Genomic DNA, 25443 nt, shown 5'->3' with positions numbered 1-25443 from the left:
TGGACGCGGTAGCAGCGTGTAACGCCGCTGCGCAGAGCCGGGACCCGGGATCGTCAATAGGCCCCGGATCAGCGGCGTACCGCCAGCGCGCTGCGCAGCGTCCGGGGCACGAGAGCATTCATGCGGCTTTGCGCCTGCGCGACAATCGGATAGAACCCGCATCCGTATCTGTACCGCGAGACCCGCTTCATGACCGACGCGTCCCACATCACCCCGCTCGATCAGGCCCGCATCCTGTCGGAAGCCCTGCCGCACATGCAGGAATATGACGACGAAACCATCGTCATCAAATATGGCGGGCACGCCATGGGCGCGGAGGATGTCGCCAAGGCGTTCGCACGCGATATCGTTCTGCTGGAGCAGACCGCGATCAATCCGGTGGTGGTGCACGGTGGCGGACCGCAGATCGCGACCATGCTCAAACGGCTCGGCATTCAATCCGAGTTCGCCGCAGGTCTTCGCATCACCGATGCTGCGACCATCGAGATCGTCGAGATGGTGCTGGCGGGTTCGATCAACAAGCAATTGGTCGGTTACATCAATGAAGCCGGCGGCAAGGCCGTGGGGCTCTGCGGCAAGGACGGCAACATGGTGACGGCGTCGAAGGCGACGCGCACCATGGTCGATCCGGACTCGCATATCGAGAAAGTGGTCGACCTCGGCTTCGTCGGCGAACCGGAAAAGGTCGATCTCACGCTGTTGAACCAGCTCATCGGTTATGAGCTGATTCCGGTGCTGGCGCCGCTCGCGATCAGCAAGACCGGCCAGACCTTCAACGTCAACGCCGACACCTTTGCCGGCGCGGTGGCGGGCGCGCTCAAGGCAAAGCGGCTGTTGCTGCTGACCGACGTGCCCGGCGTACTTGACAAGTCGAAGAAGCTGATTCCGGATCTCTCGATCAAGGACGCGCGCAAGCTGATCGCCGACGGCACGATATCGGGCGGCATGATCCCCAAGGTCGAAACCTGCATCTACGCACTCGAACAGGGCGTCCAGGGCGTCGTCATCATCGACGGCAAGCAGCCGCACGCCGTGCTGCTCGAATTGTTCACCAACCAGGGCACGGGCACACTGATCCACAAGTGATGACAGGCGCACGCGCACTCACGCAACTGAGGCCCATCATCTCCGGACTGGTTCCGGCCCTCACTCTGCTCGCCGGAATCGCGCCCGCCCGCGCCGACCTGAAGCTCTGCAATCGCATGAGTTACGTGATCGAGGCGGCGATCGGCATCGACGATAAATCGACGACCGCAACCCGCGGCTGGTTTCGCATCGACCCCGCGGCCTGTCGCGTGGTCCTGCAGGGCGCGCTGACCGCCGACCGTATCCTGCTCAACGCCCGCGCGCTTGCCGTCTACGGCGCCTCGCCCTTGCCGCAGAACGGCAGCGACAGCCTCTGCGTGGCGCGCGATAATTTCGTCATTGCGGCAGCCCGCCAGTGCCGGCCGGGCCAGACACCCGCGCCTTTCACGCAGATCAATCCGACCAAAGCCGACGACGGCAATATGGTCGCCTATCTTGCGGAAGACAGCGAATACGACGACGACCAGGCACGCCTTGCCGCGATCCAGCGGCTATTGGTGATCGGAGGCTTCGATGCCGCGCCAATCGACGGCGTCGACGGCCCGAAGACGCAAGGAGCACTGGCCGCATTCCTGAAGAACCGCGGACTGTCTTCGGACTTCGTCCAGTCGCCGAATTTCTTCACCACGATGGTCGAAGCGGTGCAGTCTCCCTCCTCGACAGGCCTGACCTGGTGCAACGACACCCCGCACAAGGTGATGGCGGCCGTGGCGACAGACGACGGCAAGACGGTTACGAGCCGCGGCTGGTATCGCATCGAACCCGGAAAATGCCTGCATCCTGACGTGACCGGCCAGCCCAGGCGCATCCTCAGTTTCGCGGAAGCAGTCGATGCCGACAACCGCACCGTCGTCTTCAAGAACAAGCCCCTGAACTGGGGCGGCGAGACGCCGCTCTGCACGCGCGAGAGCAAATTCGAAGTCAGCGAACAGGGCGAGTGCGGCACCCGCGGCCTCTCCACCACCGGGTTTGCTGTCGTTGACCTCTCGAACGGCGGCAAGACGCTGCGCTTTGCGATGCCGTGATGACCAAGATACGCGCCTTCGATCATGTCGACACATGGGTGTTCGACCTCGACAACACGCTCTATCCGCATCACGTCAATCTGTGGCAGCAGGTGGATCAGCGCATCGGCGAATTCATCGGCGCTTACTTGAAGGTTTCGCCGGAACAAGCCCGCTTCATCCAGAAGGATTATTACCGCCGCTACGGCACCAGCATGCGCGGGATGATGACCGAGCACGGCGTGCACGCCGACGACTATCTCGCTTATGTGCACCAGATCGATCACTCGCCGCTCGAGCCAAATCCGGCGATGGGCGCGGCGATTGCCAAACTACCGGGCCGCAAGCTGATCCTGACCAACGGCTCGACCGACCATGCCGGGGCGGTCCTGAACCGGCTCGGCCTCGCCGCGCATTTCGAGGCCGTGTTCGACATCATCGCGGCTGAACTCGAGCCAAAGCCGGCGCCGCAGACCTATCACAAGTTCCTCAGGGATCACTCCGTCGATCCCGCCAGGGCCGCGATGTTCGAGGATCTGGCACGCAATCTCGTGGTCCCGCACCAGCTCGGGATGACCACGGTACTGGTCGTGCCCGACGGCACGAGGGAAGTGGTGCGCGAGGACTGGGAGTTGGAGGGCCGCGACGACCCCTATGTCGATCATGTCACCGACGATCTGACGTGGTTTTTGCAGGAGTTGGTGCAGAACTCATGACTATCGTCGTCCCGGCCAAGCGAAGCGCGAGCCGGGACCCATAACCACCGACTCGAGCTTTGCGACGCATCCAACCGTCCCTGCCAATCGAGAGATTCCGCGGTATGGGTCCCTGCTTTCGCAGGGACGACAGGCGGTTGGCTGCGAGTACATGGCAAAGCATCTAGCCGCCTTGACTCTCCCGCTTCAAATTCCGAAAAAGCCGCTTCCAGCCGCGCTCTTCCCAAGGAAAAACAATGTCCGCTGCCGCTCTCGAATCCACCATCAACGCCGCGTTCGACGCCCGCGAAGGCGTTTCCGCCTCGACCAAGGGTGAGGTCCGCGACGCCGTCGATCACGCGCTCGATCTGCTCGACAAGGGCGAGGCGCGCGTGGCCGAACGCGAGGCAAGCGGCAAGTGGATGGTGCATCAGTGGCTGAAAAAGGCCGTGCTGCTGTCGTTCCGGCTGAACGACATGGCGGCAATCGCTGGCGGACCCGGCAAGGCGTCGTGGTGGGACAAGGTGCCGTCGAAGTTCGACGGCTGGGGCGAAAACCGCTTTCGCGAGGCCGGCTTTCGCGCTGTACCGGGCGCCATCGTCCGCCGCTCGGCCTTCATTGCGCGGAACGTGGTCTTGATGCCTTCGTTCGTCAATCTCGGCGCCCATGTCGATGAAGCGACGATGATCGACACCTGGTCCACGGTTGGCTCCTGCGCCCAGATCGGCAAGCGTGTCCACATCTCCGGCGGCGTCGGCATCGGCGGGGTGCTGGAACCGTTGCAGGCCGGCCCCGTGATCGTCGAGGACGACTGCTTCATCGGCGCGCGGTCGGAAGTCGCCGAAGGCGTGATCGTGCGCAAGGGCGCGGTACTGGCGATGGGCGTTTTCCTCGGCGCTTCGACCAAGATCGTCGACCGCGAAACCGGCGAAACCTTTGTCGGCGAAGTTCCTGAATATGCCGTGGTGGTTCCGGGCACCCTGCCCGCAAAGCCGCTCAAGAACGGCCAGCCGGGCCCGGCTACCGCCTGCGCCGTCATCGTCAAGCGGGTCGACGAACGTACCCGTTCGAAAACCAGCATCAACGAATTGCTCCGCGATTAGCTCGAACCCGGCGCCGCCCCATCGCGACTAACTTTCGAGCTGCGGCCGAAGAAGGCCCGCGGTGGAAAGGCCCGCGATGGGGTACATCTGGTCGCTTTTGAGCTTTACGGGACGGACCAATCGCGCCCCATATCTCGTGGCGCAAGTGGCTCTCCTTGCGCTCTGGTTCGCCCTCTGGATCGAGCTACCGGCTCACCTCGCGCCGCAATGGCAAATCCTGGATTTGCCCGTCACAGTCGTGATGATCTGGGTCAACCTCGCCACCACCGCCAGGCGACTTCACGATCGCAACTGGAGCGGCTGGTGGGCGATCGCCGTGTTCGCCGTCAATCGGCTTTCCTATCTGTATTACGGTCTTTTTCTGCGGCTCTCCTTCGGCGTCGATATTTCGATCGCCAAGGAGTTGCTTCTCGTGATGATTGCGGTCGCCCTGAGCGTCCTGCAAACCTGGATCATCATCGAACTGTTTTTTCTCGCTGGCACTGAGGGGCCGAACCGGTTCGGGCCTGACCCGACCCGCACCACGCCCCCATCGCTCATCGGGCCGCGGGCAGAGCCTGTCGGCGTGCCCGATTTCCTGCTGTCCCGCGCGTCAAATTCGCCGCGCTAACTCGAACCGGGGCTCCCCCGGGCGCGACTAATTTTCGGACCGCAGGACCGGAGGCTGGTGCCGCCTATTTGAAGTTCCTGCACGGCAAGCGGCAAATTCGATCCAGGAACTTCAAATAGGAAGCGGCACCAGCATCATAAGTTTTCTAGTGCCCATAACTTTCCGAAGTTCGTGAAAGGTGGGCGCTGAGACGGTGTACGAACTTCGGAAAGTGGGCACTAGCGATGGATTGGGTCTGGCTTCTGTTTGCATTCGACGGCCGTATCAACCGCGCCAAGGTATGGCTCGCCTTGCTGGTCATCCTGTGCTGGATGCTTCTCGTCGCCGCGCTGATGCTTGGCATCGACGCGATGTTCGGCAACCCGGTCAAGTCAGTCCATTTCAATATCAATGACATTTTCGCATTCGTCGATCCCGCCGTCCTGCGCGCAGCGATCGCGCGGCTGCGCGAGGGTAAGGAGGCGTCTCCGGCCCACCTTGTTCTCACATTCTTCCACACCGCCGGGACGCTGCTGTTTGCCTGGGTTTACCTCTCAACCTCCGTCAAGCGGCTGCATGATCGCGACAGGAGCGGCTGGTGGGTCATTCCGTTTTTCGTCGCTCCCGGGCTCTACGCCCAGTTCGCTGACCGGCTGCCGAATTCCTACGCCATACAGGCGCTGGCGTGGACGATGCTCGTTGTGATGATCTGGGGCTTTGTCGAGATTTATTGCCTGAAGGGGACGCGCTGGACCAATCGCTTTGGACCCAATCCGCTGCCGAAGGACCAGACGCGGGCGCGGAGCGGGCACACAAGCTCTGGCTGGGATCAGGCGAGTGCGATTGAATTCGTTCCACATCAAGCTAGCCCGCTGCCCGGCATGCATGTTAAGCGGGGGACATGACTGATGCCCTCTCGATCACCCGCGATCTCGTTCGCTGTCCATCGATAACACCGGCCGATGCCGGGGCGCTCGGCGTCCTGGAAAAGCTCTTTAAGGCTGCCGGATTCGAAACCCACCGGGTCACCTTCAGCGAAGCCGGCGCCGCCGATATCGACAATCTCTACGCGCGCATCGGCAACACGTCACCGCATATCAGCTTCGCCGGCCACACCGACGTGGTGCCGCCGGGCGATGAGAAGGCATGGACGGTCGGCGCTTTTTCCGGCGAGGTGAAAGACGGCTTTCTTTATGGCCGCGGCACTGTCGACATGAAGGGCGGCATCGCCTGCAGCGCCGCCGCGGTGCTGCAATATCTCGGCCAGCATGGCGGCAAGCCGCGCGAGGACGGCACAGGTTCGATCTCGTTCCTGATCACTGGCGACGAGGAAGACGTCGCTGTCAACGGCACGATCAAGCTGCTGCAATGGGCGGAGGCGCGCGGGGAAAAGTTCGATCATTGTGTGCTGGGCGAGCCTTCCAACGTCGAGACGCTCGGCGACTGCATCAAGATCGGCCGCCGCGGATCGCAATCCGGCACGCTTTATGTCGAAGGCGTTCAGGGCCATGTCGCCTACCCACACCGCGCCTCGAATCCGGTGCCGGATATTTCGCGGCTGATCGTGGCGTTGAGCGAGGAGCCGCTCGATCATGGCAGCGCGCAATTTCAGCCGTCGAACCTCGAATTCACGTCGGTCGATGTTGGTAATCCCGCCACCAACGTCATTCCCGGACAGGCGCGCGCCAAGTTCAACATCCGCTTCAACGACCGGCACACGCAAGGCTCCTTGCGCGAACTGGTCGAGGCGCGCCTTGCAAAGGCGACCGGCAACCGGATCAAGGCGCATATCGTCTGGGAGCCGTCGAACGCGAACGTGTTCGTGACCAAGCCCGGCGCGTTTGTCGATCTTGCGGTCGCGGCGATCGAGGACGTCACCGGCCGCAAGCCGGAACTGAGCACGAGCGGCGGCACCTCGGACGCCCGCTTCATCTCCAACTATTGTCCGGTGATCGAATTTGGTCTCGTCGGCCAGACCATGCACCAGATCGACGAGCGCACGCCGGTCTCTGACCTGGAGAAGCTGACGAAGATCTATCGCGGAATCCTGGATCGGTATTTCGCCTAGCCCTCACTGTCATCGTCCGCGAAGGCGGACGATCCAGTACTCTGAGGCTTTTCCATTTAATCGCCGCCGGCTATCCCGCGATATAGGTCATCCCAATTGGGATTATTTTCTTCGATGAGGCGTATCTTCCACGCACGGTTCCATTTCTTAAGCCGCTTCTCGCGCTTGATCGCATTTTCTGGATCATCAAACTGCTCGAAGTACACCAACCTGCCAACGTCGTATTTTTCAGTGAAACCTTCTACGGCCTTGAGACGATGCTCGGCCACGCGTCGCACGAGATCGTTCGTCACTCCGACATAAAGCGTTCCACCAATCTTGCTGGCAAGAATATAGACGTAGAGATTTCGTGATCTCATTTTAATCGGAGCCGTCCCAGCCCAACTTCGACAACTCGGCTTACTGGATACCCCGCCTTCGCGGGGTATGACGTCAGGTTAGTAATCCACCCGCACCAGATAAAGCCCGTCGGGCGGCGCGACCGGACCGCAAGCGGTGCGGTTCTGCGCTTGAAGCGCTGAAGCAAGGTCATCGGCGTTCCAGCGCCCCTCGCCGACCCAGACCAGCGAACCCACCATCGAGCGCACCTGGCTGTGCAGGAACGAGCGCGCCGAGGTCAGGATATCGACCGCATCGCCGTTTCTGACGACATCGAGCTGGTCCAGTGTCCGCACCGGCGATTTCGCCTGACATTCGGTGTCGCGAAACGTCGTGAAATCGTGCTTGCCGACCAGCCGTTGCGCGGCCGCATGCATCGCATCGCTGTCGAGCGGCCGCGGCAGCCGCCAGACGCGGCCGATATCGAGCGCGAGATTGGCGCGGGTGTTCCTGATCCGGTAGCGGTAGTGGCGCTTCTTGGCGGAGAAACGCGCCTCGAAATCATCGGCCACAATGTCCGCCGACAGCACGCCGATCGGGTGCGGCCGCAAATGCGCGTTGAGCCCGTCGCGAAATCGTCCGGGCACGAAATGCTTGGCGATGTCGCAATGCGCGACCTGCCCTAGCGCATGCACGCCGGCATCGGTGCGGCCGGCGCCATGCACGCGCACGTCTTCGCCGCAAATCGCTTTCACCGCGGTCTCCAGCGCGCCCTGCACCGAAGGCCCGTTCTCCTGGATTTGCCAGCCGCTATAGGGGGCGCCGTCGTATTCGAGGATGAGTTTGTAGCGGGGCATCAGGTGAGCCACGCCGGCGGCTTGAGCTGGGTGCCGCGTAAAAATTCTTCCGTTTTCATCGGCTGCTTGCCGGCGCGCTGCAACTCGACGATACGCAAGGCACCTTGCGCGCAAGCGACCGTGAGGCGATCGTCCAGCACCGCGCCCGGTTGGCCGGAGCCGGAAGCGACTTCACAGCGCAGAATCTTGACGCGTTGGTTTGCGCCTTCAAGCGGCATCTCGCACCACGCGCCCGGAAATGGCGACAATCCGTGAATATGGCGCAGCACCGCGCGAGCCGGCTTGTTCCAGTCGATATGCGCTTCAGCTTTATCGATTTTGGCGGCATAAGTGACGCCTTCGCTCGCTTGCGGCGTCAACTGCAGCGTACCTCGTTCGAGCGCGCCCATCGCCCGTGCCATCAGGTCGCCGCCGAGCGGCGCCAGCGCATCGTGCAGGTCAGATGCGGTCATCATATCCGTGACGGCTAAGCGTTCTGCCATCGCCACATCGCCGGTGTCGAGCCCGACGTCCATCTTCATCACCATCACACCGCTCTCCGCATCATCAGCCATGATAGCGCGGTTGATCGGAGCGGCCCCGCGCCAGCGCGGCAGCAGCGACGCGTGAAGGTTGAAGCAGCCGAGTTTTGGCGCGTCCAAAATTGCCTGCGGCAGGATCATGCCATAGGCGACGACGACAGCCGCGTCTGCGTCATGCGTGCGAAATTCGTCGAGCGCGTCCAGCGTTTTCAGCGTCGACGGCGTCAGCACGGGAATGCCGAGCCGATGCGCCTCCTGTTCGACCGGACTTTGTTGCAACTTCATGCCGCGGCCGGCGGGTTTCGCCGCGCGGGTATAGACGGCCGCGATCTCGTGGCCCTGCGCCACAAGCTCCAGCAACGTCGGCACCGCGAAGTCCGGCGTACCCATGAAGATCAGGCGGAGGGGCATCGGCCCTAGTCCTCTGCGCGCTTGGCAGCCTTGGTGAACTTCTTCAGCACGCGGTCGCGCTTGAGCTTCGACAGATAGTCGACGAACAACACGCCGTTGAGATGGTCGATCTCGTGCTGGATGCAGGTGGCGTAAAGCCCTTCCGCATCTTCCTCGTGTACCTTGCCATCGAGATCGGTGAAGCGCACACGCACCTTCGCCGGCCGCTCGACCTCCTCGTAATATTCGGGGATCGAGAGACATCCTTCCTCGTAGATCGAGGTCTCTTCCGAGGACGAAATAATCTCGGGATTGATGAAGACGCGCGGCTGCGGATTGACTTCGCCCTCTTCGTCTTTCTTGGCAAGGTCCATTGTGATCAGCCGCAACGGCTGCGCGACCTGGATCGCGGCGAGCCCGATGCCCGGCGCGTCGTACATGGTCTCGAACATGTCGTCGGCCAGTTTTCGGATCTGGTCGGTGACTTTCGTCACCGGCTTGGAGACCAGCCGCAACTGTTTGTCGGGAAGGATGATGATCGGTCGTAAAGCCATGGCGCGCGATTTACGGGGATCAAGTCAGGCGGTCAATGCGGCGGGAGAGCCGTTTACCCCCTCTTAACCATGATTGTTAGGGAAGCATTAACCAAGAAAATTTACCCGATATTTACCATAAATGTTCCCTCTTCGTTCGTGTTCAAGGCCGAATCGGATACTAAGAGCGGCATGAACGAGATTCTTTTCATGGTCGGCGCCATGCCGATCCGCACCGGCGAAGCGCTGATCGGTTTTGGCGTGCTCGCGCTCATCCTGCTCCTTGTCATCGCCATCGTGGTTGCGCGATCCGGCCGCCGCGGGGCCGCGCTGGCGATGGCGCAGGCGATCCGCGCCGACGAACTTGAGGAGCGCCTGAGCGAAATGCTGCGCGCCCAAAGCGAAGCCACCGGCCGCGTCGACGCCATGGGGCAGGCTCTGGCCGGACGGCAGGCCGAAATGGCCCGCGCCGTCTCCGAGCGGCTCGATTCGGTAACGCACCGTGTCGGCCAATCCATGGAACAGACCACGCGCCACACCATGGATTCGCTCCGCGTGCTGCACGAACGGCTCGGCATCATCGACAATGCGCACAAGAATCTCACCGACCTGACGTCGCAGGTGACGACGCTGCGCGATGTGCTCGCCAACAAACAGTCGCGCGGCGCCTTCGGTCAGGCGCGGATGGAAGCGATCGTCCAGGATGGCATGCCGAAAGGCGCTTACGAATTCCAGCACACGCTTTCGACCGGAAAGCGGCCGGATTGTGTGGTGTTCCTGCCTGACCAGCGGCCGCTTTGCATCGACGCCAAATTCCCGCTGGAAGCGATCACCGCCCTGCACGATGCCCGCAGCGACGAGGAAAAGAAGATCGCCGCGCAACGGCTGCGCGGCGACATCATGAAACATGTCGGCGACATCGCCGAAAAGTACCTGATCGCCGGCGAGACCCAGGACACGGCGCTGATGTTCGTGCCGTCGGAATCGGTCTACGCCGAAATCCACGATCATTTCGACGACGTGATCCAGAAGGCCTACCGCGCCCGCGTGGTACTGGTCTCGCCCTCGCTCCTGATGCTCGCGATCCAGGTGATGCAGCAGATCCTGAAAGACGCTCGGATGCGCGATGCCGCGGACCAGATCCGCACCGAAGTGCTGAACCTCGGCGACGACCTCGGACGCCTGCGCGAACGCGTGCTGAAGCTGCAAAAACACTTCTCCGACGTCAACGAGGACGTCCGGCAAGTCCTGATTTCGGCCGACAAGATCGAAAAGCGCGCCGGCCGGATCGAGGAACTCGACTTCAGCAAGGATGCGCCCCCCGAGCCGCCGCGTCTCGTCAAGCCGGGCACGCCCGAACTGTTTCCGTTGCCCCGCAAGTTGCAGGCGGGGGAGTAGCCTTCACCTCGCCGCACACCGCCAGCCAGAATCTGCTAACACCGCGGCATGACAGCCCCGGACACCGCATCACAGGCGCCCTCATCATCCGCCGACACGCCCTCCTCCTGGCGCGATGGCCTCGCCGTCTACCTGCAGCCCCGCGTACTGATTGTGCTGTTTCTCGGCTTTTCGTCCGGCCTGCCGCTGGCGCTGTCGGGATCGACGCTTCTGATCTGGATGCGCGAGGCCGGCGTCGATCTCGGCACCATCGGGCTGTTTGCGCTGGTCGGCACGCCCTATACCTTGAAATTCCTCTGGGCGCCGCTGGTCGACGCCCTGCACGTGCCGTTCTTCACCCATGCATTCGGACGCCGCCGCGGCTGGCTGTTGGTGTCCCAACTTCTGCTGATCGGCTCGATCCTGCTGCTGGCGCTGACCGACCCCGCGCGATCGGCCGCCTTCGTCGCATTCGCCGCGCTGCTGGTGGCGGCGATGTCGTCGACGCAAGACATCGTCGTCGATGCCTTTCGCGTCGAAAGCCTGCCCGAAAGCGAGCAGGCCGCCGGCATGGCCGCCTATGTTGCAGCCTACCGCATCGGCATGCTGGTCTCGACCGCCGGCGCGCTGTTTCTTGTCAGCGCCTATGAAGGCGCAGGCATCACGCGTACCTCGGCCTGGATGTGGGGCTATGTGACCATGGCCGCACTGGTCCTGATCGGGACCGTGACCGCACTCGCGGCCACCGAGCCGGAACCATCCGTTCGCGCGGACGCCGCGACCAGCACCCAGACCGCGTTCACGCGCGTCCTCCATGCCGCGACCGGCGCGTTCTCCGAATTCCTTCTGCGCCAGGATGCGCTTGCGGCGCTGGCGTTCGTGGTGCTGTTCAAGTTCACCGACGCGTTTTCCGGTTCGATGACCGCGCCGTTCGTGATCGATCTCGGCTTTTCCCGCAACGATTACGCCGCCATTGTCAAAGGCGTCGGGCTTGCCGCGACGTTGATCGGCGGCTTTGCCGGCGGGTTCGTGGCGCGGCGCTATTCGCTGGCCGCAAGCCTGTGGATCGGCGGTGTGCTCCAGGCGGTCGCCAACCTTTCTTTCTCGTGGCTCGCGATCGTCGGCGTCAACCAGTGGGCTCTGGTGCTGGCGATCACGGCTGAAAACTTCACCAGTGCCATCGGCACCGTGATCTTTGTCGCCTACCTCTCAGCGCTGTGCCGGAATCCGCTGCACACCGCGACCCAATATGCGCTGCTCACAGCACTTGCCGCCGTCGGGCGCACCTATCTCTCATCCGGCGCGGGCTATGTGGCGAAAGCGACCGGATGGCCGCTGTTCTTTGCGATCTGCGTCGTGGTCGCGGTCCCGAGCCTGTTGCTGCTCACATACTTGCAGCGGCGCGGACATTTCGAGGCGCTTGGCCCGATCAAGGTCTAGTGCTTGCTCACCACGCTCCACTTGGTGACGATCGCCTCGCTCATCTGTCCGGCAGCTTCGGCACAGGCAACTTCGTCCACCCGGAGCGAGATTTCCTTGCCGACGAATCCTTTCAGCTTGGCGATATCGGCGTCGCCGCTGGTGACGATCTGAAACGTCTCGGGGCCGGTCTCAAGCCCGCATAGGCCGCCGGGCGGCGGCAAACGATGCGGCTGGCTGGTGAGTTGATAGGTCGCCGCTGGCTTGCCCTTCTTGCCACCCCGGCTGCGAAGCGCATTGAGCTCGCCCGACAGGATGTCGCCGGCCTTGATCAAGGTGCCGGCCTTGTTGCTGCCTTCGGTGACGGGCTGATCCTGCTGTTGTGCGTGCAAGCCCGGCAACGTCAATGCCGCTGCCATCGCTGCACCCAAAGCCAGTCGTTTGCCGAATCCTCGTTTCGTCATTTCACCAATTTCCGTGGTTTTGGCTAAAACAGGGTTCGCTGCCGCATCGCCGCGGATAACGTTCCCTCGTCGAGATAATCGAGTTCGCCGCCGACCGGCACGCCATGGGCCAATCGCGTGACCCTGACATTGGCTTCCTGCAAGAGGTCGGTGATGTAGTGCGCGGTGGTCTGGCCGTCGACGGTCGCATTCAGCGCCAGGATGATTTCACCCACCTGCGGCTCGTGCGCACGTTTGACCAGTGCGTCGATCGTGAGATCCTGCGGGCCGACGCCATCGAGCGGCGACAGCGTCGCGCCAAGCACGTGATAGAGACCATTGGAGGCGTTCGCCCGCTCCAGCGCCCAGAGATCGGCAACGTCGGCGACCACGACGATGATCGACTGGTCGCGCCTGGGATCGGTACACACCGTGCAGGGGTTTTGCGTGTCGATGTTGCCGCAGGTCTTGCAGACCTGAATTTTACCAATTGCCACCTGAAGCGCTGAGGACAGCGGCGTCATCAGCGCCTCGCGCTTCTTGATCAGATGCAGTGCCGCGCGCCGCGCCGAGCGCGGTCCCAGTCCGGGCAACCGCGCCAATAGCTGGATCAAGCGTTCGATTTCGGGGCCGGCAACCGCAGAGGCCATAGGCTAGTGGTCCGATTCTAACATTCGCTACCTGTTGCGGCGGGTACCTTTGCGAATGTTAGAATCAAAGGACCACTAGAAAACATAGAATATCTAGTGGAGTTTGGGTTTGACATTCGCTTTACGAATTCGCGGCTGGGTTTGAACGCGAATGTCAAACCCACTCCACCAGCCGATACTTCCCTAACCAAGACCGAGGCCGGGCGGCAAACCGAGACCGCCGGTCAGCGCCTGCATCTTTTCCTGCATGGCAATTTCCGCCTTGCGCCGCGCGTCGCCATGCGCGGTCACGAGCAGATCCTCGAGGATTTCGCGCTCCTCCGCCTTGATCAGGGACGGATCGATCTTGACGGCCTTGACCTCCATCTTCGCAGTCATCCGCACGCTGACCAGACCGCCGCCGGAAATGCCTTCGACCTCGACCTGGCCGAGTTCCTCCTGCATCGCCTGCATCTTCGATTGCAGTTGCGCCGCCTGCTTCATCATGCCGAGAAAGTCAGCCATCGACGTTCCTTTTGAAATCCTTACGCGTCGTCGCCGTCGACGCTATCGGCGGGGTCATCGCCATCATCACTATCAGCATGGGATTCCGGCGGCTCGGCGGCAAGGTGGCGCACCTCGACGACTTTCGCACCGGGGAATCGCGCCAGCACTTCCCTTACCCTTGGATCGGTTTCGGCAGCGCGCTCGCGCTTGTTTTTCGCGGCTTCGCTTTGCGAGCGCAGCGTCGGCTGTCCGGCTTCGTTGGACACCACCACGGTCCAGCGCCGGCCCGTCCACAGCTCCAGTTTGCGCGAAAGGTCGTTGATCAGCGTGCGTTGGGCGTGGCGTTCCAGCGCGACCTCAAGCCGACCGTCCTCGAAGCGAATGAGCCGCACGTCGGCCTCTAACGCTCCCTTGGTCATCAGATCGCGCTTTTCGCCTGCGAGCGCCACGAGTTCCGGAAAGCTCGCGACCCGGACAGTTGGCGCGGCTTGAGCCTCGGGCGATGGCGCCGTCATTTGCGGCCGCATCGCTGGCTCCGCGTTCGCACGCGGTGCAGGAGCGGACCGCACTGGCGAGGATGACAGCGTTGACGCCGGCGCGGCCGGAGCCGGGCGCGGAGCAGCATTTCCCACCGCAGCCGGCGACGCACCGCCGCCCTGCTCGATCATCCGGATCGCCTCATCCGGCGTCGGCATGTCCGCCACATAGGCGATGCGCACCAGCACCATTTCCGCGGCAGCCGCGGGACGCGTGGCGTCGCGCACCTCGGCGGTGCCCTTGAGCAGCATCTGCCACATCCGCGACAGCACCCGCATGGAAATCTTCGTTGCGAAATCCCGCGCGCGTTTGCGCTCGGTTTCACCAAACGCGACGTTGTCGGCGATCGCCGGCACGATCTTGACGCGGGTGACGAAGTTGACGAATTCGGCGAGGTCCGACAGCACCACGACCGGATCGGCGCCGGTGTCGTATTGTTCGCGGAATTCCTTGAAGGCGCTGGCGATGTCACCGCGAACCAGGCTCTCGAACAGATCGATCACGCGCGTGCGATCCGCAAGCCCCAGCATCTGCCGCACGGCGTCGGCGCGCACCGGACCCGCCGCATGCGCGATCGCCTGATCGAGCAGCGACAGCGAGTCCCGCACCGAGCCTTCGGCCGCACGCGCGATGATACCAAGCGCCTCGGGCTCGGCCTCGACGCCCTCTTTCGACGCGATGTTGGCGAGATGGGCCATCAGCACATCCGCCTCGACCCGGCGCAGGTCGAAGCGCTGGCAGCGCGACAGCACCGTGACCGGAACTTTCCGGATTTCGGTGGTGGCGAAAACGAACTTTGCGTGCTCCGGCGGCTCTTCCAGCGTTTTCAGAAACGCGTTGAAGGCTGCGGTCGAGAGCATATGGACTTCGTCGATGATGTAGACCTTGTAGCGCGCGCTCGCCGGCGCATAACGCACGCTGTCATTGATCTGGCGCACGTCGTCGACGCCGGTGTGGGATGCGGCGTCCATTTCCAGCACGTCCATGTGCCGGCTTTCCATGATCGCCTGGCAATGCACCCCGAGCTTCGGCATATGGATGGTCGGTCCCTTCACCGATCCGTCCGGCAGTTCGTAATTCAGCGCCCGCGCCAGAATCCGCGCCGTGGTGGTTTTGCCGACACCGCGAACCCCGGTCAGGATCCAGGCTTGGGGAATGCGGCCAGTTTCGAACGCGTTCGAGACCGTGCGCACCACGGCCTCCTGGCCGATCAAGTCCTCGAAGCCTGCGGGGCGGTATTTCCGCGCCAGCACGCGGTAGGGCTTGGCGGCCTGCGCCGAGCCGAGATCAAGTCCGGGATTGTCCGACTCGTCAGGGGTCAAGGGCGCGCCAGCATCGTTCATCGGTTGGTCCGCAATTGATAATCTCGCGAAGCTGGCTTTGCGGAACAGCTAAAACAGGTAGGAGACTGACGAGCGACCCGATCCGGACCTCGTTAGGGCTGCTTCCTTCCGGACCTGACCCGGTTGGCGAGTGGCTCGTCCACCGCCAATCTCCCGGCCCCTATTTGGGGCCAAATGGCGCGGAAAGCAAGCCGGTACGCCCGGTTTGCGCCACTTGTGCAGAATCACGGATAAGGCATTAGTTGCAGGATCTTGGCTTCCCGGAAACATCCATGGCCCCCGAAGAATCCGCATGGTCGCTGCATCCGCGGCTGAAGGAAGATACCATCGATATCGGCGACCTGCCGCTCAGCCGTGTGCTCGTCATCAAGGACGCGCATTATCCCTGGCTGTTGCTGATACCGCGGAGGCCGGAGATTGTCGAAATTATCGACCTCACCGAGGTCGAGCAGGCGCAGTTGATGACCGAGATTTCCCGCGTTGCGCGTGCATTGAAAGAAATCACCAAATGCGAGAAACTGAATATCGCAGCGCTCGGCAACGTGGTTCCCCAATTGCACGTGCACATCATCGCGCGACGTTCGAGCGATGCCGCATGGCCGCGGCCGGTCTGGGGCGTGATGCCGCCGCTGGCGCATGACGCGGAAGAAGTTCAGCGTTTTGCCAGCGCATTACGCCGCAGAATATGGCTTGGTTAGAAACTAGAGACACATGAACGCATTCGATTCCTTTCCATTGGGGCAGCCGGGCTTCGTCTCACATATCCTCGATCGCGCCGCGCATTTGCGCAGCGATGAAGCAAAACTGCTGGCGCTGGAAAGTCACCCCGACGCCCGCGCCTATGTCGTCTATCGCGACTCGCTTGTGGTCAGGCGCGAGGCCGCCGGCCCCCGCGCCTTGTTGAGCCTGGAAGAGGCTGCAAAATTCGGCGCCAATCCCGGCACTGTTTTCTTAGGGTTGCGCGCCGAGAAGCCTGTCTTCGGCATGGGCATTTCGCCGGCCGCCGTCGAACAGCTGTTGACCCGCGACGATGCCGCCGTGACCGAATTGCGCGGCATGGCGATGCAGGGCGCGGTTCCCGCCGATCAGCTATCGGCGATCGCGATGGCAAAATCGCTGGTGAACTGGCATCAGCGGCACGGCTACTGCGCCAACTGCGGCACCCGCACCGCGATGAAGGAAGGCGGCTGGAAGCGCGACTGCCCGAGCTGCAAGACCGAGCATTTTCCCCGCACCGATCCGGTCGTCATCATGCTCGTGACGTCGGGCGACAAGGTGCTGCTCGGCCGCCAGAAACATTTCCTGCCCGGCATGTATTCGTGCCTGGCCGGCTTCGTCGAGGCGGCAGAGACCATCGAGGACGCTGTTCGCCGCGAAATCTTCGAGGAATCCGGCATCCGCTGCACCGATGTTCAATACTATATGACGCAGCCCTGGCCCTATCCGTCATCGCTGATGGTCGGATGCACAGCCCGAGCGCTGAACGAGGACATCCTTGTCGATCACGCGGAACTTGAAGATGCACGCTGGTTCGATCGCGCGGAGGCGACCATGATGATCAGGCGGGAACATCCGGAAGGGCTCGCCGGCCCGCATCCGTTCGCCATTGCCCATCATTTGCTTGGCCGGTGGGTGCACGATGGCCCGGATCATCCCGCATAGCGGGCCATCAGCCGGAACCGGCTCTGACGGCCTTCGTTCTTAACGACATCCCGTTATCAAGCAGGGAATCGACATGACCGATGCCTCCTCGCCCCCCCGCGCCACCGGGAAACGGCCTCCGCGGATTCTCTGCATCGGTATGCCGGTGCGTGATTTGACCTTTCGCGTGCACGGACTGCCGGCGCGCGGTTCCAAGGAAAACGCCACCCATTTTGACGAAATTTGCGGTGGCAACGCGCTCAACGGCGCGATCGGAATCGTTCGACTCGGCGGCCGCGCCTCGATCTGCGGACCGATGGGCGACGAGAAGGAAACGACCTCCAGATACATCTACGAGAAGATGGCCGAAGAAGGCATCGAGACCAAACATCTCGTGCATATGCCGGGTCTGGTGACGCCGATCTCCAACATCATGATCGACCCGAGCGGCGAGCGCACCATCGTCACCTTCCGCGATCCGGAATTGTGGAATGTGCGCCTTTCCGATCCCGACACGCTGCTGGACGATTGCGACGCGATCCTGACCGAAAGCCGCTGTGCGACGTTCTGTACCGATCTATGCGCCGAAGCGACGCGGCGTGGCATTCCGGTCGTGGTCGACGTCGACCGCGCGATGTCGCTGCGGGAAGGCCTGCTCACGGCTTCATCGCACCTGATTTTCTCGAGCGAGCCCTTGCAGGAGACGGCCGACGTCACCGACGACGGCGAGGCGCTGAAGAAGATCGCGAAACTGACCCCGTCGTTCCTGGCGGGCACACGGGGCGCGCAGGGGACGATCTGGCTCGACGAGCAGCAGAACCTGCAACAGACCCCGGCCTTCCCGGTGCACACGGTGGATACGCTCGGCGCCGGCGACGTTTTTCACGGGGCGTTTGCGCTCGCGATCACCGAAGGCCAGGACCTGCGTAGCGCCTTGCGATTCGCTTCCGCCGCTGCAGCGCTGAAATGCACCCGCTTCGGGGGTGCGTTCGCGGCCCCGCAACGTGCTGAAGTTGAAGCGCTTTTGAGCCAGAGGCGGTCGGCAGCCCGGTAAGCCTGCCGCAATATCGGGCTTGTCTTAGAAGATTTTCCTATATATGAGGGGTCAAACCCTTAATATTGGAAGAAAGTTCTTCTGACATGACCGACCTCGCCATACCTCCCGCCATAGCCGAATCCAACCGCAGGCTCGATGCCATCGACCGCAAGATCCTGACCGTGTTGCAACAGGATGCCTCGCTTTCTGTCGCCGAGATCGGAGACCGCGTCGGCCTGTCGTCGACGCCATGCTGGAAGCGCATCCAGCGGCTGGAGGCCGACGGCGTGATCCTGCGCCGCGTCGCACTGGTCGACCAGAACAAGATCGGGCTCGGCATCTCCGTCTTCGTGTCGGTAGAGAGCGGCGATCACTCGGAAGCCTGGTTGCAGAAATTCGCCGATGCGGTTTCCGCGATGCCCGAGGTGATGGAATTTTACCGGATGGCAGGCGACGTCGATTACATGCTGCGCGTCGTGGTTGCCGACATGCAGAGTTACGACGTTTTCTATAAGAAGCTGATCAGCGCGGTGCCGCTGAAAAACGTGACCTCGCGCTTTGCGATGGAAAAGATCAAGTCGGTGACGGCGCTTCCGGTGCCGGCGAATTAGCATGACGTGAGGCGACCGTCCTTTTCCGCTGTCATCACCCGCGAAAGCGGGCGATCCAGCATTCCAGACACGGCCGTGCTTAAACCGGTAGGCGCCGTTACTGGATGCCCCGCATGCGCGGGGCATGACCAGCGAGTTAGATGAGGCGAAGCGCCTTTCAGATCTTCTGGTTGTATTCGCCGACCTCGGGATGGGTGCGCAGCACCGAGTCCATCGCCTCGAACATGTCGCGCATCCGCTGCTCCGCGACCGGGCTTTCGACCACCACCACAAGCTCCGGCTTGTTGGAGGAAGCCCGCACCAGGCCCCAGCTGCCGTCCTCGACCGTGACGCGCACGCCGTTGACGGTGACGAGGTCGCGGATCTTTTGGCCGGCGACTTTTTCGCCGCGCTTTTGCAATCCTTCGAAATGCTTCACCACGGAATCGACGACGCCGTATTTGGCTTCGTCGGCGCAATGCGGCGACATGGTCGGCGACGACCAGGTCTTCGGCAGCGCGTTCTTCAGATCGGCCATCGACTTGGCCGGCGCGCGATCGAGCATGTCGCACACTGCAATCGCCGACACCAGCCCGTCGTCGTAGCCGCGGCCGTACGGCCTGTTGAAGAAGAAGTGGCCGGATTTTTCAAACCCCGCCAGCGCGCCCATCTCGTGGGTGCGGCGCTTCATGTAGGAATGGCCGGTCTTCCAATAGTCGATTTTCGCGCCCTGCTTCTGCAACACGGGGTCGGTGACAAAAAGCCCGGTCGATTTCACGTCGACGACAAACTGCGCATCCTTGTGGATCGCCGACATATCCCGCGCCAGCATGACGCCGACCTTGTCGGCAAAAATCTCCTCGCCGGTATTGTCGACGACGCCGCAGCGATCGCCGTCACCGTCGAAGCCGAGACCGACATCGGCCTTGTGCTTCAACACCGCATCGCGGATCGCGTGCAGCATCTCCATGTCTTCGGGATTGGGATTGTATTTCGGAAAGGTGTGGTCGAGTTCGGTATCGAGCGGAACGACCTCGCAACCGATCGCCTCCATCACCTGCGGCGCGAAAGCACCCGCGGTGCCGTTGCCACAGGCGACCACGGCCTTGAGCTTGCGCTTGAGTTTCGGCCGCCTGGTCAGATCGGCGATATAGCGCGCCGGAAAATTCTCGTGAAACTGGTAGGAGCCGCCGGCCTTGTTCTTGAACTCGGCATTGAGCACGATTTCCTTCAAGCGCGTCATCTCATCGGGGCCGAAGGTGAGCGGCCGGTTGGCGCCCATCTTGACGCCGGTCCAGCCATTGTCGTTGTGGGAGGCCGTCACCATCGCGACGCAGGGAACGTCGAGTTCGAATTGAGCGAAATACGCCATCGGCGTCATCGCCAGTCCGATATCGTGAACCCGGCAGCCGGCAGCCTGCAAGCCTGAGATCAGCGCGTATTTGATCGAGGCCGAGTAACCGCGAAAATCGTGACCGGTCACGACCTCCTGCTTGACGCCGAGTTCAGTGATCAATGCGCCCAGCCCCATGCCGAGCGCCTGAATGCCCATCAGGTTGATTTCCTTGCCGAACAGCCAGCGCGCGTCATACTCGCGAAAGCCGGTCGCTTTCACCATCGGCTCTGACTCGTAGGCATAGGTGTTCGGAACCAGTACGGGCTTCGGCTTGGGAAACATGCGAGCAGCCTGTGTTGACGGACAACAATATGGCCGAAGCCATAGCGAATGCGCTGGCCCGATGGAAGGCAAAACCGCCGGTCTAATAAGTTAATTGCAGGGAGGCACGGAGCGTCAAGGCGCCGTAGGCAACGGTAATTACTGCTCGAGCACCATCTTGCCGTTGGCGTATTCGAACCGCTTCAGCTTCGACAGGAACGACAGCCCAAGCAGATTCTCCGACAGCGCTTCATCCGGCAGCACCATCGCATCGACGTCACGCACGATCAGACCGCCGATGTCGACCATGGCCAAGCGCGTCGGCGCGGCTTTCACCGTACCATTTGCCGTCGTTACCATCGCCCGATAGTCGTTGCGCGACGGGCGCAGCCCGAAGCGCGCCGCCGAACTCTCGTTCAAGGCAATGACGGAAGCGCCGGTGTCGACCATGAAGCCGATGCGCTGGCCGTCGATCCGCCCTTCCGTCGCGAAATGGCCGCGGCCGTCGCGGGGGATGCTGAGACTGCGCGCACCGGCCTGACCTGTCGTGTCGGGCACTACGGCCAAACGTGCCGATGTCGTCGCGGAAGCCGGCGTGGGCGCCATCTTGTCGGCCATCTGCGCCATGAAGGTGCCAAGGCCGATCATGATCGCGGCAAAAATCATAATGTTACGCATGACGCCACTCTCGATCGCGAACACTGAAGCTCCGATCCGAAGTTCGCAAAGCCTTGAGGCACCACTGATGCGAACTTCGGATCGAGAGAGCTTCAGCAACCATTTATTTCTAGCGCGGCTTTTCGAATTTGAAGTTCCTATGACGCAATCGCGGCACGACTGATAGGAACTTCTAATTCGCCGCACTAGCGGAGTTCAACACGGCCCCGGCTAAACTTCGACCGGCGACGATCCGCGAAGGCGGCAATTTTGGCGAAAAGGATGAGCGAAGGGTTAACGAATTCATCACGAGCAGCTGGCGGGGCCGCCGAACTCTTCTCATGCTTCCTTTTTACGTGCCCTTGGGCTTGACGCGGCGGGTCGGCATCGCGCTCGCCGGATCTTCCGGCCAGGGATGACGCGGATAGCGCCCGCGCAAATCGGAACGGACCGCCGCATAACTGCCGCGCCAGAAGCCCGGCAAGTCGCGCGTGACCTGCACCGGGCGATGCGCCGGCGACAGCAACTCCAGCACCAGCGGAATCGCACCTCTGGCAATCGAGGGATGGCTGGTCAGCCCAAACAGCTCCTGCAAGCGCACGGCAATGGTCGGCCCCTGCTCGGCCTCGTAATCGATCGCAAGTTGCGTCCCGGTCGGGGCCTCGAAATGCGTCGGCGCTTCCTTTTCGAGCCGCGCGCGCAACGACCACGGCAACAGCGTCTGCAAGGCCTCCGACAAGTCGCCGGCGGAAAATGCCTTCAACGAGGTCTTGTCGAGCAGCGCGGGCACCAGCCACGCTGCGCGTTGAGCTTTGAGACCATCATCCGACAAATCCGGCCATGGATTGTCCGGCGATGCGCCCTCGGCGGCGCGGACAAACATCACGCGATCGCGCCATTGCTTTGTTGGTTTCGACCACGGCAACTGATCGAGCCCCGCCGCGATCAAGCCATCGGCGAAGATCTGCGCGGTCGCTTCCGACGGTTCAAGCGCCAATGGCGCTTCCGACAGGGTGATCGCGTGCAACGACTTCCTGCGCCGCGCCCGCAAAGCCATCGCGCCGTGGTCAAAGGAAACTTCGTCCGCGCTTTCGATCTGATCGGCAAAACGCGCCTCGATTTCGGCTTGCGTGATCGGCGCCGCCAGCAGGATGCGGCCCTGCATGGCCGTGCCCGTCAATTCAGCCACCGCAATATATGGCGCGCGCGCGAGCGCGGCCGCAGGTTCAATAGCCGCTCCGCGCCCGTTGGCCAGAACAAAACTGCCATTGCCGCGATTCTTCGCCACGCGATCGGGAAACGCAAAGGCCAGCATGACGCCGTTGCTTAGCTCCCCTCCCCCTTGCGGGGAGGGGGTGGGGGTAACCACACGTGAGATCACCGTTGTAGACCCCCCTCCCCGACCTCGAGAGCGAGCTTCGCTCGCCTCGGACCCCACAAGGGGGGAGGGAGAAGAAGTGGCGACCTGCGCGGCCCAGCGCTGGGCCTGGCCGCGCGCGGCCTCGGCCCGCTGCGAACGATCGCGGCGAAACCCGTCCAGGCGGACATCCAGATCGACATGATCGCCGCCGAGTCCGCGTTCAGTCAGAACCGCCGCGATGTCGGCTGCGGCACGGCCCGCGCCCAGGCGATGCGAATCGACGATCATTCGCGCCAGCCGTGGCGGCAGCGCGAGCGCGCGCAGGCTGCGCCCCTCCTCGGTGATCCGGCCGTCGGTATCGAGTGCGCCGAGTTCGCGCAGCAGCTCCCGCGCCTCCTTCAATGCCGGCGCAGGAGGGGAATCGAGAAATGCAAGACTTGAGGGATCGTTGACGCCCCATTGCGCGAGGTCGAGCACCAGCGACGACAGGTCCGCGCTCAGGATTTCGGGCTGCGTATAGGCCGCAAGCGCCGCGGTCTGTGGTTCATCCCAGAGCCGGTAGCACACGCCCGGCTCGGTTCGCCCCGCACGGCCGCGCCGCTGGTCGACCGCCGCGCGAGAGGCTCGAACCGTCTCAAGCCGCGTCAGGGCGATATCCGGCTCGTAGCGCGGCACCCGCGCCAGACCGGAATCGACGACGATCCGCACGCCCTCGATGGTCAAGGACGTTTCCGCGATGGAGGTCGCGAGCACGACCTTGCGGTGTCCCTTCGGCGCCGGCGCAATGGCGCGGTCCTGCACCGAGGCATCGAGCGCGCCGAACAGCGGCACGATCTCGATCGAAGCATCATGGACGCGTTCGCCGAGAAAATTCTGGGTGCGGCGAATTTCGGCCGCACCCGGCAGAAAGGCCAGCACCGAACCGGGATCGGCACGCAGTGCAGCGGCAATCGCATCCGCCATCTGACGCTCGACCGGCGCATCGGCCTTGCGGCCGAGATAGCGCGTCTCGACCGGAAAGGCGCGGCCTTCGCTCGCCACCACCGGCGCCTCGCCGAGCAGCGTGGCGACCCGTGCGCCGTCAAGCGTGGCCGACATCACCAGGATCCGCAGATCCTCGCGCAGGCCGGTTTGCGCGTCGCGCGCCAGCGCCAGTCCCAAATCGGCATCGAGCGAGCGCTCGTGAAATTCGTCGAACAGCACCGCGGCGACGCCGTTCAGTTCAGGATCGTCGAGAATCTGACGGGAGAAAATTCCTTCCGTCACGACCTCGATGCGGGTCGCGCGCGAGACCTTGGAGCCGAAGCGGACGCGGTAGCCGACGGTTTGGCCGACCTTCTCGCCCAGCGTGTGCGCCATCCGCTCGGCGCTGGCGCGCGCCGCGATCCGCCGCGGCTCCAGCACGATGATCTTCTTGTTCGCGGTCCAGGGCGCATCGAGCAGCGCGAGCGGCACCCGCGTGGTTTTGCCGGCGCCGGGCGGCGCTACCAGCACCGCGACGTTATGGCTGGTCAGCGCACGCGCCAGATCGTCCAGCACCGCGTCGATGGGAAGAGGCGTGTCGAAGCTGCGGGGCAAATCGTTGTTCCGTCATCGCCCGCAAAGGCAGGCGACGACTGGTTACCCCGTGGATGCGGGGTATGACAACCGCCTCAGCCCTGAGCCTCGGGCGGCCGGCCGATGCTGTCGTAAATAAAGCCGTGCGCGGCCATGTCCTCGGGCCGATAGACATTGCGCAGGTCGACCACGACGGGATGAGCGAGTTCGTTCTTCAGACGTTCGAGATCGAGCGCGCGGTATTGAGCCCATTCCGTCACCACCACCAGCGCATCGGCGCCGCGGGCACAGAGGTAGGGATCGTCGCTGTATTCGATGTCGGGGAGTTCGCGGCGCGCCATTTCCATGCCGACCGGATCGTGCGCGCGGACCTTGGCGCCCATGTCGAGCAACCCGGTCACCAGCGGAATCGAGGGGGCGTCGCGCATATCGTCGGTATCGGGCTTGAAGGTGAGACCGAGCACGGCGACGGTCTTGCCGCGCAGGCTGCCGCCGTAGGCACTGGAAACCTTGCGCGCCATCGCGCGCTTTCGATTGTCGTTGACGGCGAGTACCGCCTCGACGATACGCAAATGCACATCGTGATCGAGCGCGATCTTGACGAGCGCCTTGGTGTCCTTCGGAAAGCAGGAGCCGCCGAAGCCGGGGCCCGCATGCAGGAACTTGGTTCCGATGCGATTGTCGAGCCCGATGCCGCGCGCCACTTCCTGCACGTTGGCGCCGACTTTTTCCGAGAGATCGGCGATCTCGTTGATGAAGGTGATCTTGGTCGCAAGGAAGGCGTTGGCTGCGTATTTGATCATCTCCGCCGTTCGCCGGCCGGTGAACATCAGCGGAGCCTGGTTGAGCGACAACGGCCGGTAGATGTCGCCGAGAACCTTCCGCGCCCGCTCGTCCATGGTGCCGACCACGATGCGGTCGGGGAATTTGAAATCGCGGATCGCCGCACCCTCGCGCAGGAATTCCGGATTGGAGGCGACCGCGACGTCAGCCGAAGGATTGGCTTCGCGGATCAGGCGCTCGACTTCGTCGCCGGTACCGACCGGCACGGTCGACTTCGTGATCACGACCGTGAAGCCTTGCACCACAGCAGCGATCTCGCGCGCGGCGGCGTAGACGTAGCTGAGATCGGCGTGACCATCACCGCGGCGGGACGGCGTGCCAACCGCGATGAAGACCGCATCCGCTTCGGCGACCGGCGCTGTGAGGTCGGTCGTGAATTTCAGGCGTCCGGCCTTCACATTGGTGGCGACGAGCACGTCAAGCCCGGGTTCGAAAATCGGGATTTCACCGCGCAGAAGGGCTGCGATCTTGCCTTCGTCCTTGTCGACGCAGGTGACTTGATGTCCGAAGTCGGCAAAGCACGCGCCTGACACCAATCCCACATAGCCCGTGCCGATCATGGCGATATGCATCTGAAATCCTGTCGAAAATGGTTAACCGGATTGATTCGTTCAGTCCGTCTTAGAGCATTCTGTCACAAACCAAAAACCGAACGCGCGCATGACAATGGCATGTCATTTGCG

The 25443-nt window shown here is 62.8% G+C and carries 25 protein-coding genes and 1 other RNA gene; 13 read left to right on the top strand and 13 right to left on the bottom strand.

Translation table 11 applies throughout. The annotated features are described in order from the left end of the window. Positions 1-189: 189 nt before the first annotated feature. The 7 genes from argB to dapE all read left to right on the top strand — a co-directional run bounded on the left by argB (position 190) and on the right by dapE (position 6545). A complete protein-coding gene (gene argB / locus BUA38_RS16015; protein ID WP_072819105.1) occupies positions 190-1086 on the top strand; it encodes an acetylglutamate kinase in 897 nt (298 codons plus the stop codon). Next, positions 1086-2111 (top strand): DUF1036 domain-containing protein, encoded by a 1026-nt coding sequence (locus BUA38_RS16010; protein ID WP_072819103.1) that lies wholly within the window; start codon positions 1086-1088, stop codon positions 2109-2111. Before argB ends, BUA38_RS16010 begins: the two co-directional genes overlap by 1 nt. Beyond that, a complete protein-coding gene (locus BUA38_RS16005; RefSeq protein WP_072819102.1) occupies positions 2111-2806 on the top strand; it encodes a pyrimidine 5'-nucleotidase in 696 nt (231 codons plus the stop codon). Before BUA38_RS16010 ends, BUA38_RS16005 begins: the two co-directional genes overlap by 1 nt. Positions 2807-3042: 236 nt before the next feature. Beyond that, the gene (gene dapD / locus BUA38_RS16000) at positions 3043-3888 is read left to right on the top strand and encodes a 2,3,4,5-tetrahydropyridine-2,6-dicarboxylate N-succinyltransferase (RefSeq protein ID WP_072819100.1); all 846 of its coding nucleotides are present in this window, start codon (positions 3043-3045) and stop codon (positions 3886-3888) included. Positions 3889-3964: 76 nt separating this feature from the next. After that, the gene (locus tag BUA38_RS15995) at positions 3965-4498 is read left to right on the top strand and encodes a DUF805 domain-containing protein (protein WP_156898539.1); all 534 of its coding nucleotides are present in this window, start codon (positions 3965-3967) and stop codon (positions 4496-4498) included. A gap of 224 nt (positions 4499-4722) precedes the next feature. Continuing rightward, complete coding sequence (locus tag BUA38_RS15990) at positions 4723-5382, top strand: DUF805 domain-containing protein (RefSeq protein ID WP_072819097.1); 660 nt, start codon at positions 4723-4725, stop codon at positions 5380-5382. Next, entirely contained in the window at positions 5379-6545 is a 1167-nt protein-coding gene (dapE, locus tag BUA38_RS15985) for a succinyl-diaminopimelate desuccinylase (protein ID WP_072819096.1), read from the top strand. Before BUA38_RS15990 ends, dapE begins: the two co-directional genes overlap by 4 nt. Before the next feature lie 56 nt (positions 6546-6601). Here dapE and BUA38_RS15980 read toward each other — a convergent pair whose 3' ends face one another. From BUA38_RS15980 to def, 4 genes are all read right to left on the bottom strand, one after another. Beyond that, the gene (locus BUA38_RS15980; protein WP_072819094.1) at positions 6602-6904 is read right to left on the bottom strand and encodes a GIY-YIG nuclease family protein; all 303 of its coding nucleotides are present in this window, start codon (positions 6902-6904) and stop codon (positions 6602-6604) included. Positions 6905-6982: 78 nt separating this feature from the next. Beyond that, entirely contained in the window at positions 6983-7720 is a 738-nt protein-coding gene (truA, locus tag BUA38_RS15975; RefSeq protein ID WP_072826162.1) for a tRNA pseudouridine(38-40) synthase TruA, read from the bottom strand. After that, positions 7720-8652: a methionyl-tRNA formyltransferase gene (fmt, locus tag BUA38_RS15970; protein WP_072819093.1), complete on the bottom strand. Its 933-nt coding sequence runs from the start codon at positions 8650-8652 to the stop codon at positions 7720-7722. Before fmt ends, truA begins: the two co-directional genes overlap by 1 nt. 5 nt (positions 8653-8657) lie before the next feature. Next, a complete protein-coding gene (gene def / locus BUA38_RS15965; RefSeq protein ID WP_072819091.1) occupies positions 8658-9185 on the bottom strand; it encodes a peptide deformylase in 528 nt (175 codons plus the stop codon). A 171-nt stretch (positions 9186-9356) separates the two neighbouring features. Here def and BUA38_RS15960 point away from each other — a divergent pair, with 171 nt between their 5' ends. Together BUA38_RS15960 and BUA38_RS15955 are read left to right on the top strand one after the other, a co-directional pair. Further along, positions 9357-10562: a DNA recombination protein RmuC gene (locus tag BUA38_RS15960; protein ID WP_072826161.1), complete on the top strand. Its 1206-nt coding sequence runs from the start codon at positions 9357-9359 to the stop codon at positions 10560-10562. 48 nt (positions 10563-10610) lie between these two features. Beyond that, a complete protein-coding gene (locus tag BUA38_RS15955) occupies positions 10611-11981 on the top strand; it encodes an AmpG family muropeptide MFS transporter (RefSeq protein ID WP_072819090.1) in 1371 nt (456 codons plus the stop codon). Here BUA38_RS15955 and BUA38_RS15950 read toward each other — a convergent pair. From BUA38_RS15950 to ffs, 5 genes are all read right to left on the bottom strand, one after another. Then, positions 11978-12424: a hypothetical protein gene (locus BUA38_RS15950; protein ID WP_072819088.1), complete on the bottom strand. Its 447-nt coding sequence runs from the start codon at positions 12422-12424 to the stop codon at positions 11978-11980. The two genes, BUA38_RS15955 and BUA38_RS15950, sit on opposite strands and share 4 nt — an antisense overlap. A 23-nt stretch (positions 12425-12447) precedes the next feature. Continuing rightward, on the bottom strand, positions 12448-13053 hold the full coding sequence (recR, locus tag BUA38_RS15945) for a recombination mediator RecR (protein WP_072819086.1): 606 nt from the start codon (positions 13051-13053) through the stop codon (positions 12448-12450). Positions 13054-13236: 183 nt separating this feature from the next. Next, positions 13237-13557 carry a YbaB/EbfC family nucleoid-associated protein gene (locus BUA38_RS15940; RefSeq protein WP_072819085.1) on the bottom strand — a complete coding sequence of 107 codons (321 nt, stop codon included), beginning with the start codon at positions 13555-13557 and terminating at the stop codon, positions 13237-13239. A gap of 20 nt (positions 13558-13577) precedes the next feature. After that, positions 13578-15419 (bottom strand): DNA polymerase III subunit gamma/tau, encoded by a 1842-nt coding sequence (locus tag BUA38_RS15935; RefSeq protein ID WP_072819083.1) that lies wholly within the window; start codon positions 15417-15419, stop codon positions 13578-13580. A gap of 57 nt (positions 15420-15476) precedes the next feature. After that, an RNA gene (gene ffs, locus BUA38_RS15930) (signal recognition particle sRNA small type) lies at positions 15477-15573 on the bottom strand. Between the two features lie 118 nt (positions 15574-15691). Here ffs and BUA38_RS15925 point away from each other — a divergent pair. The 4 genes from BUA38_RS15925 (at position 15692) to BUA38_RS15910 (ending at position 18707) form a co-directional block, all read left to right on the top strand. Further along, complete coding sequence (locus BUA38_RS15925) at positions 15692-16117, top strand: HIT domain-containing protein (protein ID WP_072819081.1); 426 nt, start codon at positions 15692-15694, stop codon at positions 16115-16117. Positions 16118-16130: 13 nt separating this feature from the next. Continuing rightward, positions 16131-17081 carry an NAD(+) diphosphatase gene (gene nudC / locus BUA38_RS15920; RefSeq protein WP_072819079.1) on the top strand — a complete coding sequence of 317 codons (951 nt, stop codon included), beginning with the start codon at positions 16131-16133 and terminating at the stop codon, positions 17079-17081. Between the two features lie 73 nt (positions 17082-17154). Next, a complete protein-coding gene (locus BUA38_RS15915) occupies positions 17155-18114 on the top strand; it encodes a sugar kinase (RefSeq protein ID WP_072819078.1) in 960 nt (319 codons plus the stop codon). 86 nt (positions 18115-18200) lie between these two features. Then, complete coding sequence (locus tag BUA38_RS15910; RefSeq protein WP_072819076.1) at positions 18201-18707, top strand: Lrp/AsnC family transcriptional regulator; 507 nt, start codon at positions 18201-18203, stop codon at positions 18705-18707. A 157-nt stretch (positions 18708-18864) separates the two neighbouring features. On the opposite strand, the gene BUA38_RS15905 is transcribed toward BUA38_RS15910, so the two are convergent. From BUA38_RS15905 to BUA38_RS15890, 4 genes are all read right to left on the bottom strand, one after another. Further along, complete coding sequence (locus BUA38_RS15905; RefSeq protein ID WP_072819074.1) at positions 18865-20364, bottom strand: phosphomannomutase/phosphoglucomutase; 1500 nt, start codon at positions 20362-20364, stop codon at positions 18865-18867. A 138-nt stretch (positions 20365-20502) separates the two neighbouring features. Beyond that, positions 20503-21021 carry a TIGR02281 family clan AA aspartic protease gene (locus tag BUA38_RS15900; protein ID WP_072826160.1) on the bottom strand — a complete coding sequence of 173 codons (519 nt, stop codon included), beginning with the start codon at positions 21019-21021 and terminating at the stop codon, positions 20503-20505. Between the two features lie 331 nt (positions 21022-21352). Further along, positions 21353-23938, bottom strand: a complete 2586-nt coding sequence (gene hrpB / locus BUA38_RS15895) for an ATP-dependent helicase HrpB (protein WP_072819072.1) — start codon at positions 23936-23938, stop codon at positions 21353-21355. A 74-nt stretch (positions 23939-24012) separates the two neighbouring features. After that, positions 24013-25332 (bottom strand): UDP-glucose dehydrogenase family protein, encoded by a 1320-nt coding sequence (locus BUA38_RS15890; protein WP_072819071.1) that lies wholly within the window; start codon positions 25330-25332, stop codon positions 24013-24015. Positions 25333-25443 lie beyond the last annotated feature (111 nt).

It is taken from the genome of Bradyrhizobium erythrophlei, assembly GCF_900142985.1.
In the GTDB taxonomy this organism is placed as follows: Bacteria; Pseudomonadota; Alphaproteobacteria; order Rhizobiales; family Xanthobacteraceae; genus Bradyrhizobium; species Bradyrhizobium erythrophlei_B.
This window is presented reverse-complemented; position numbering and strand designations above follow the sequence as displayed.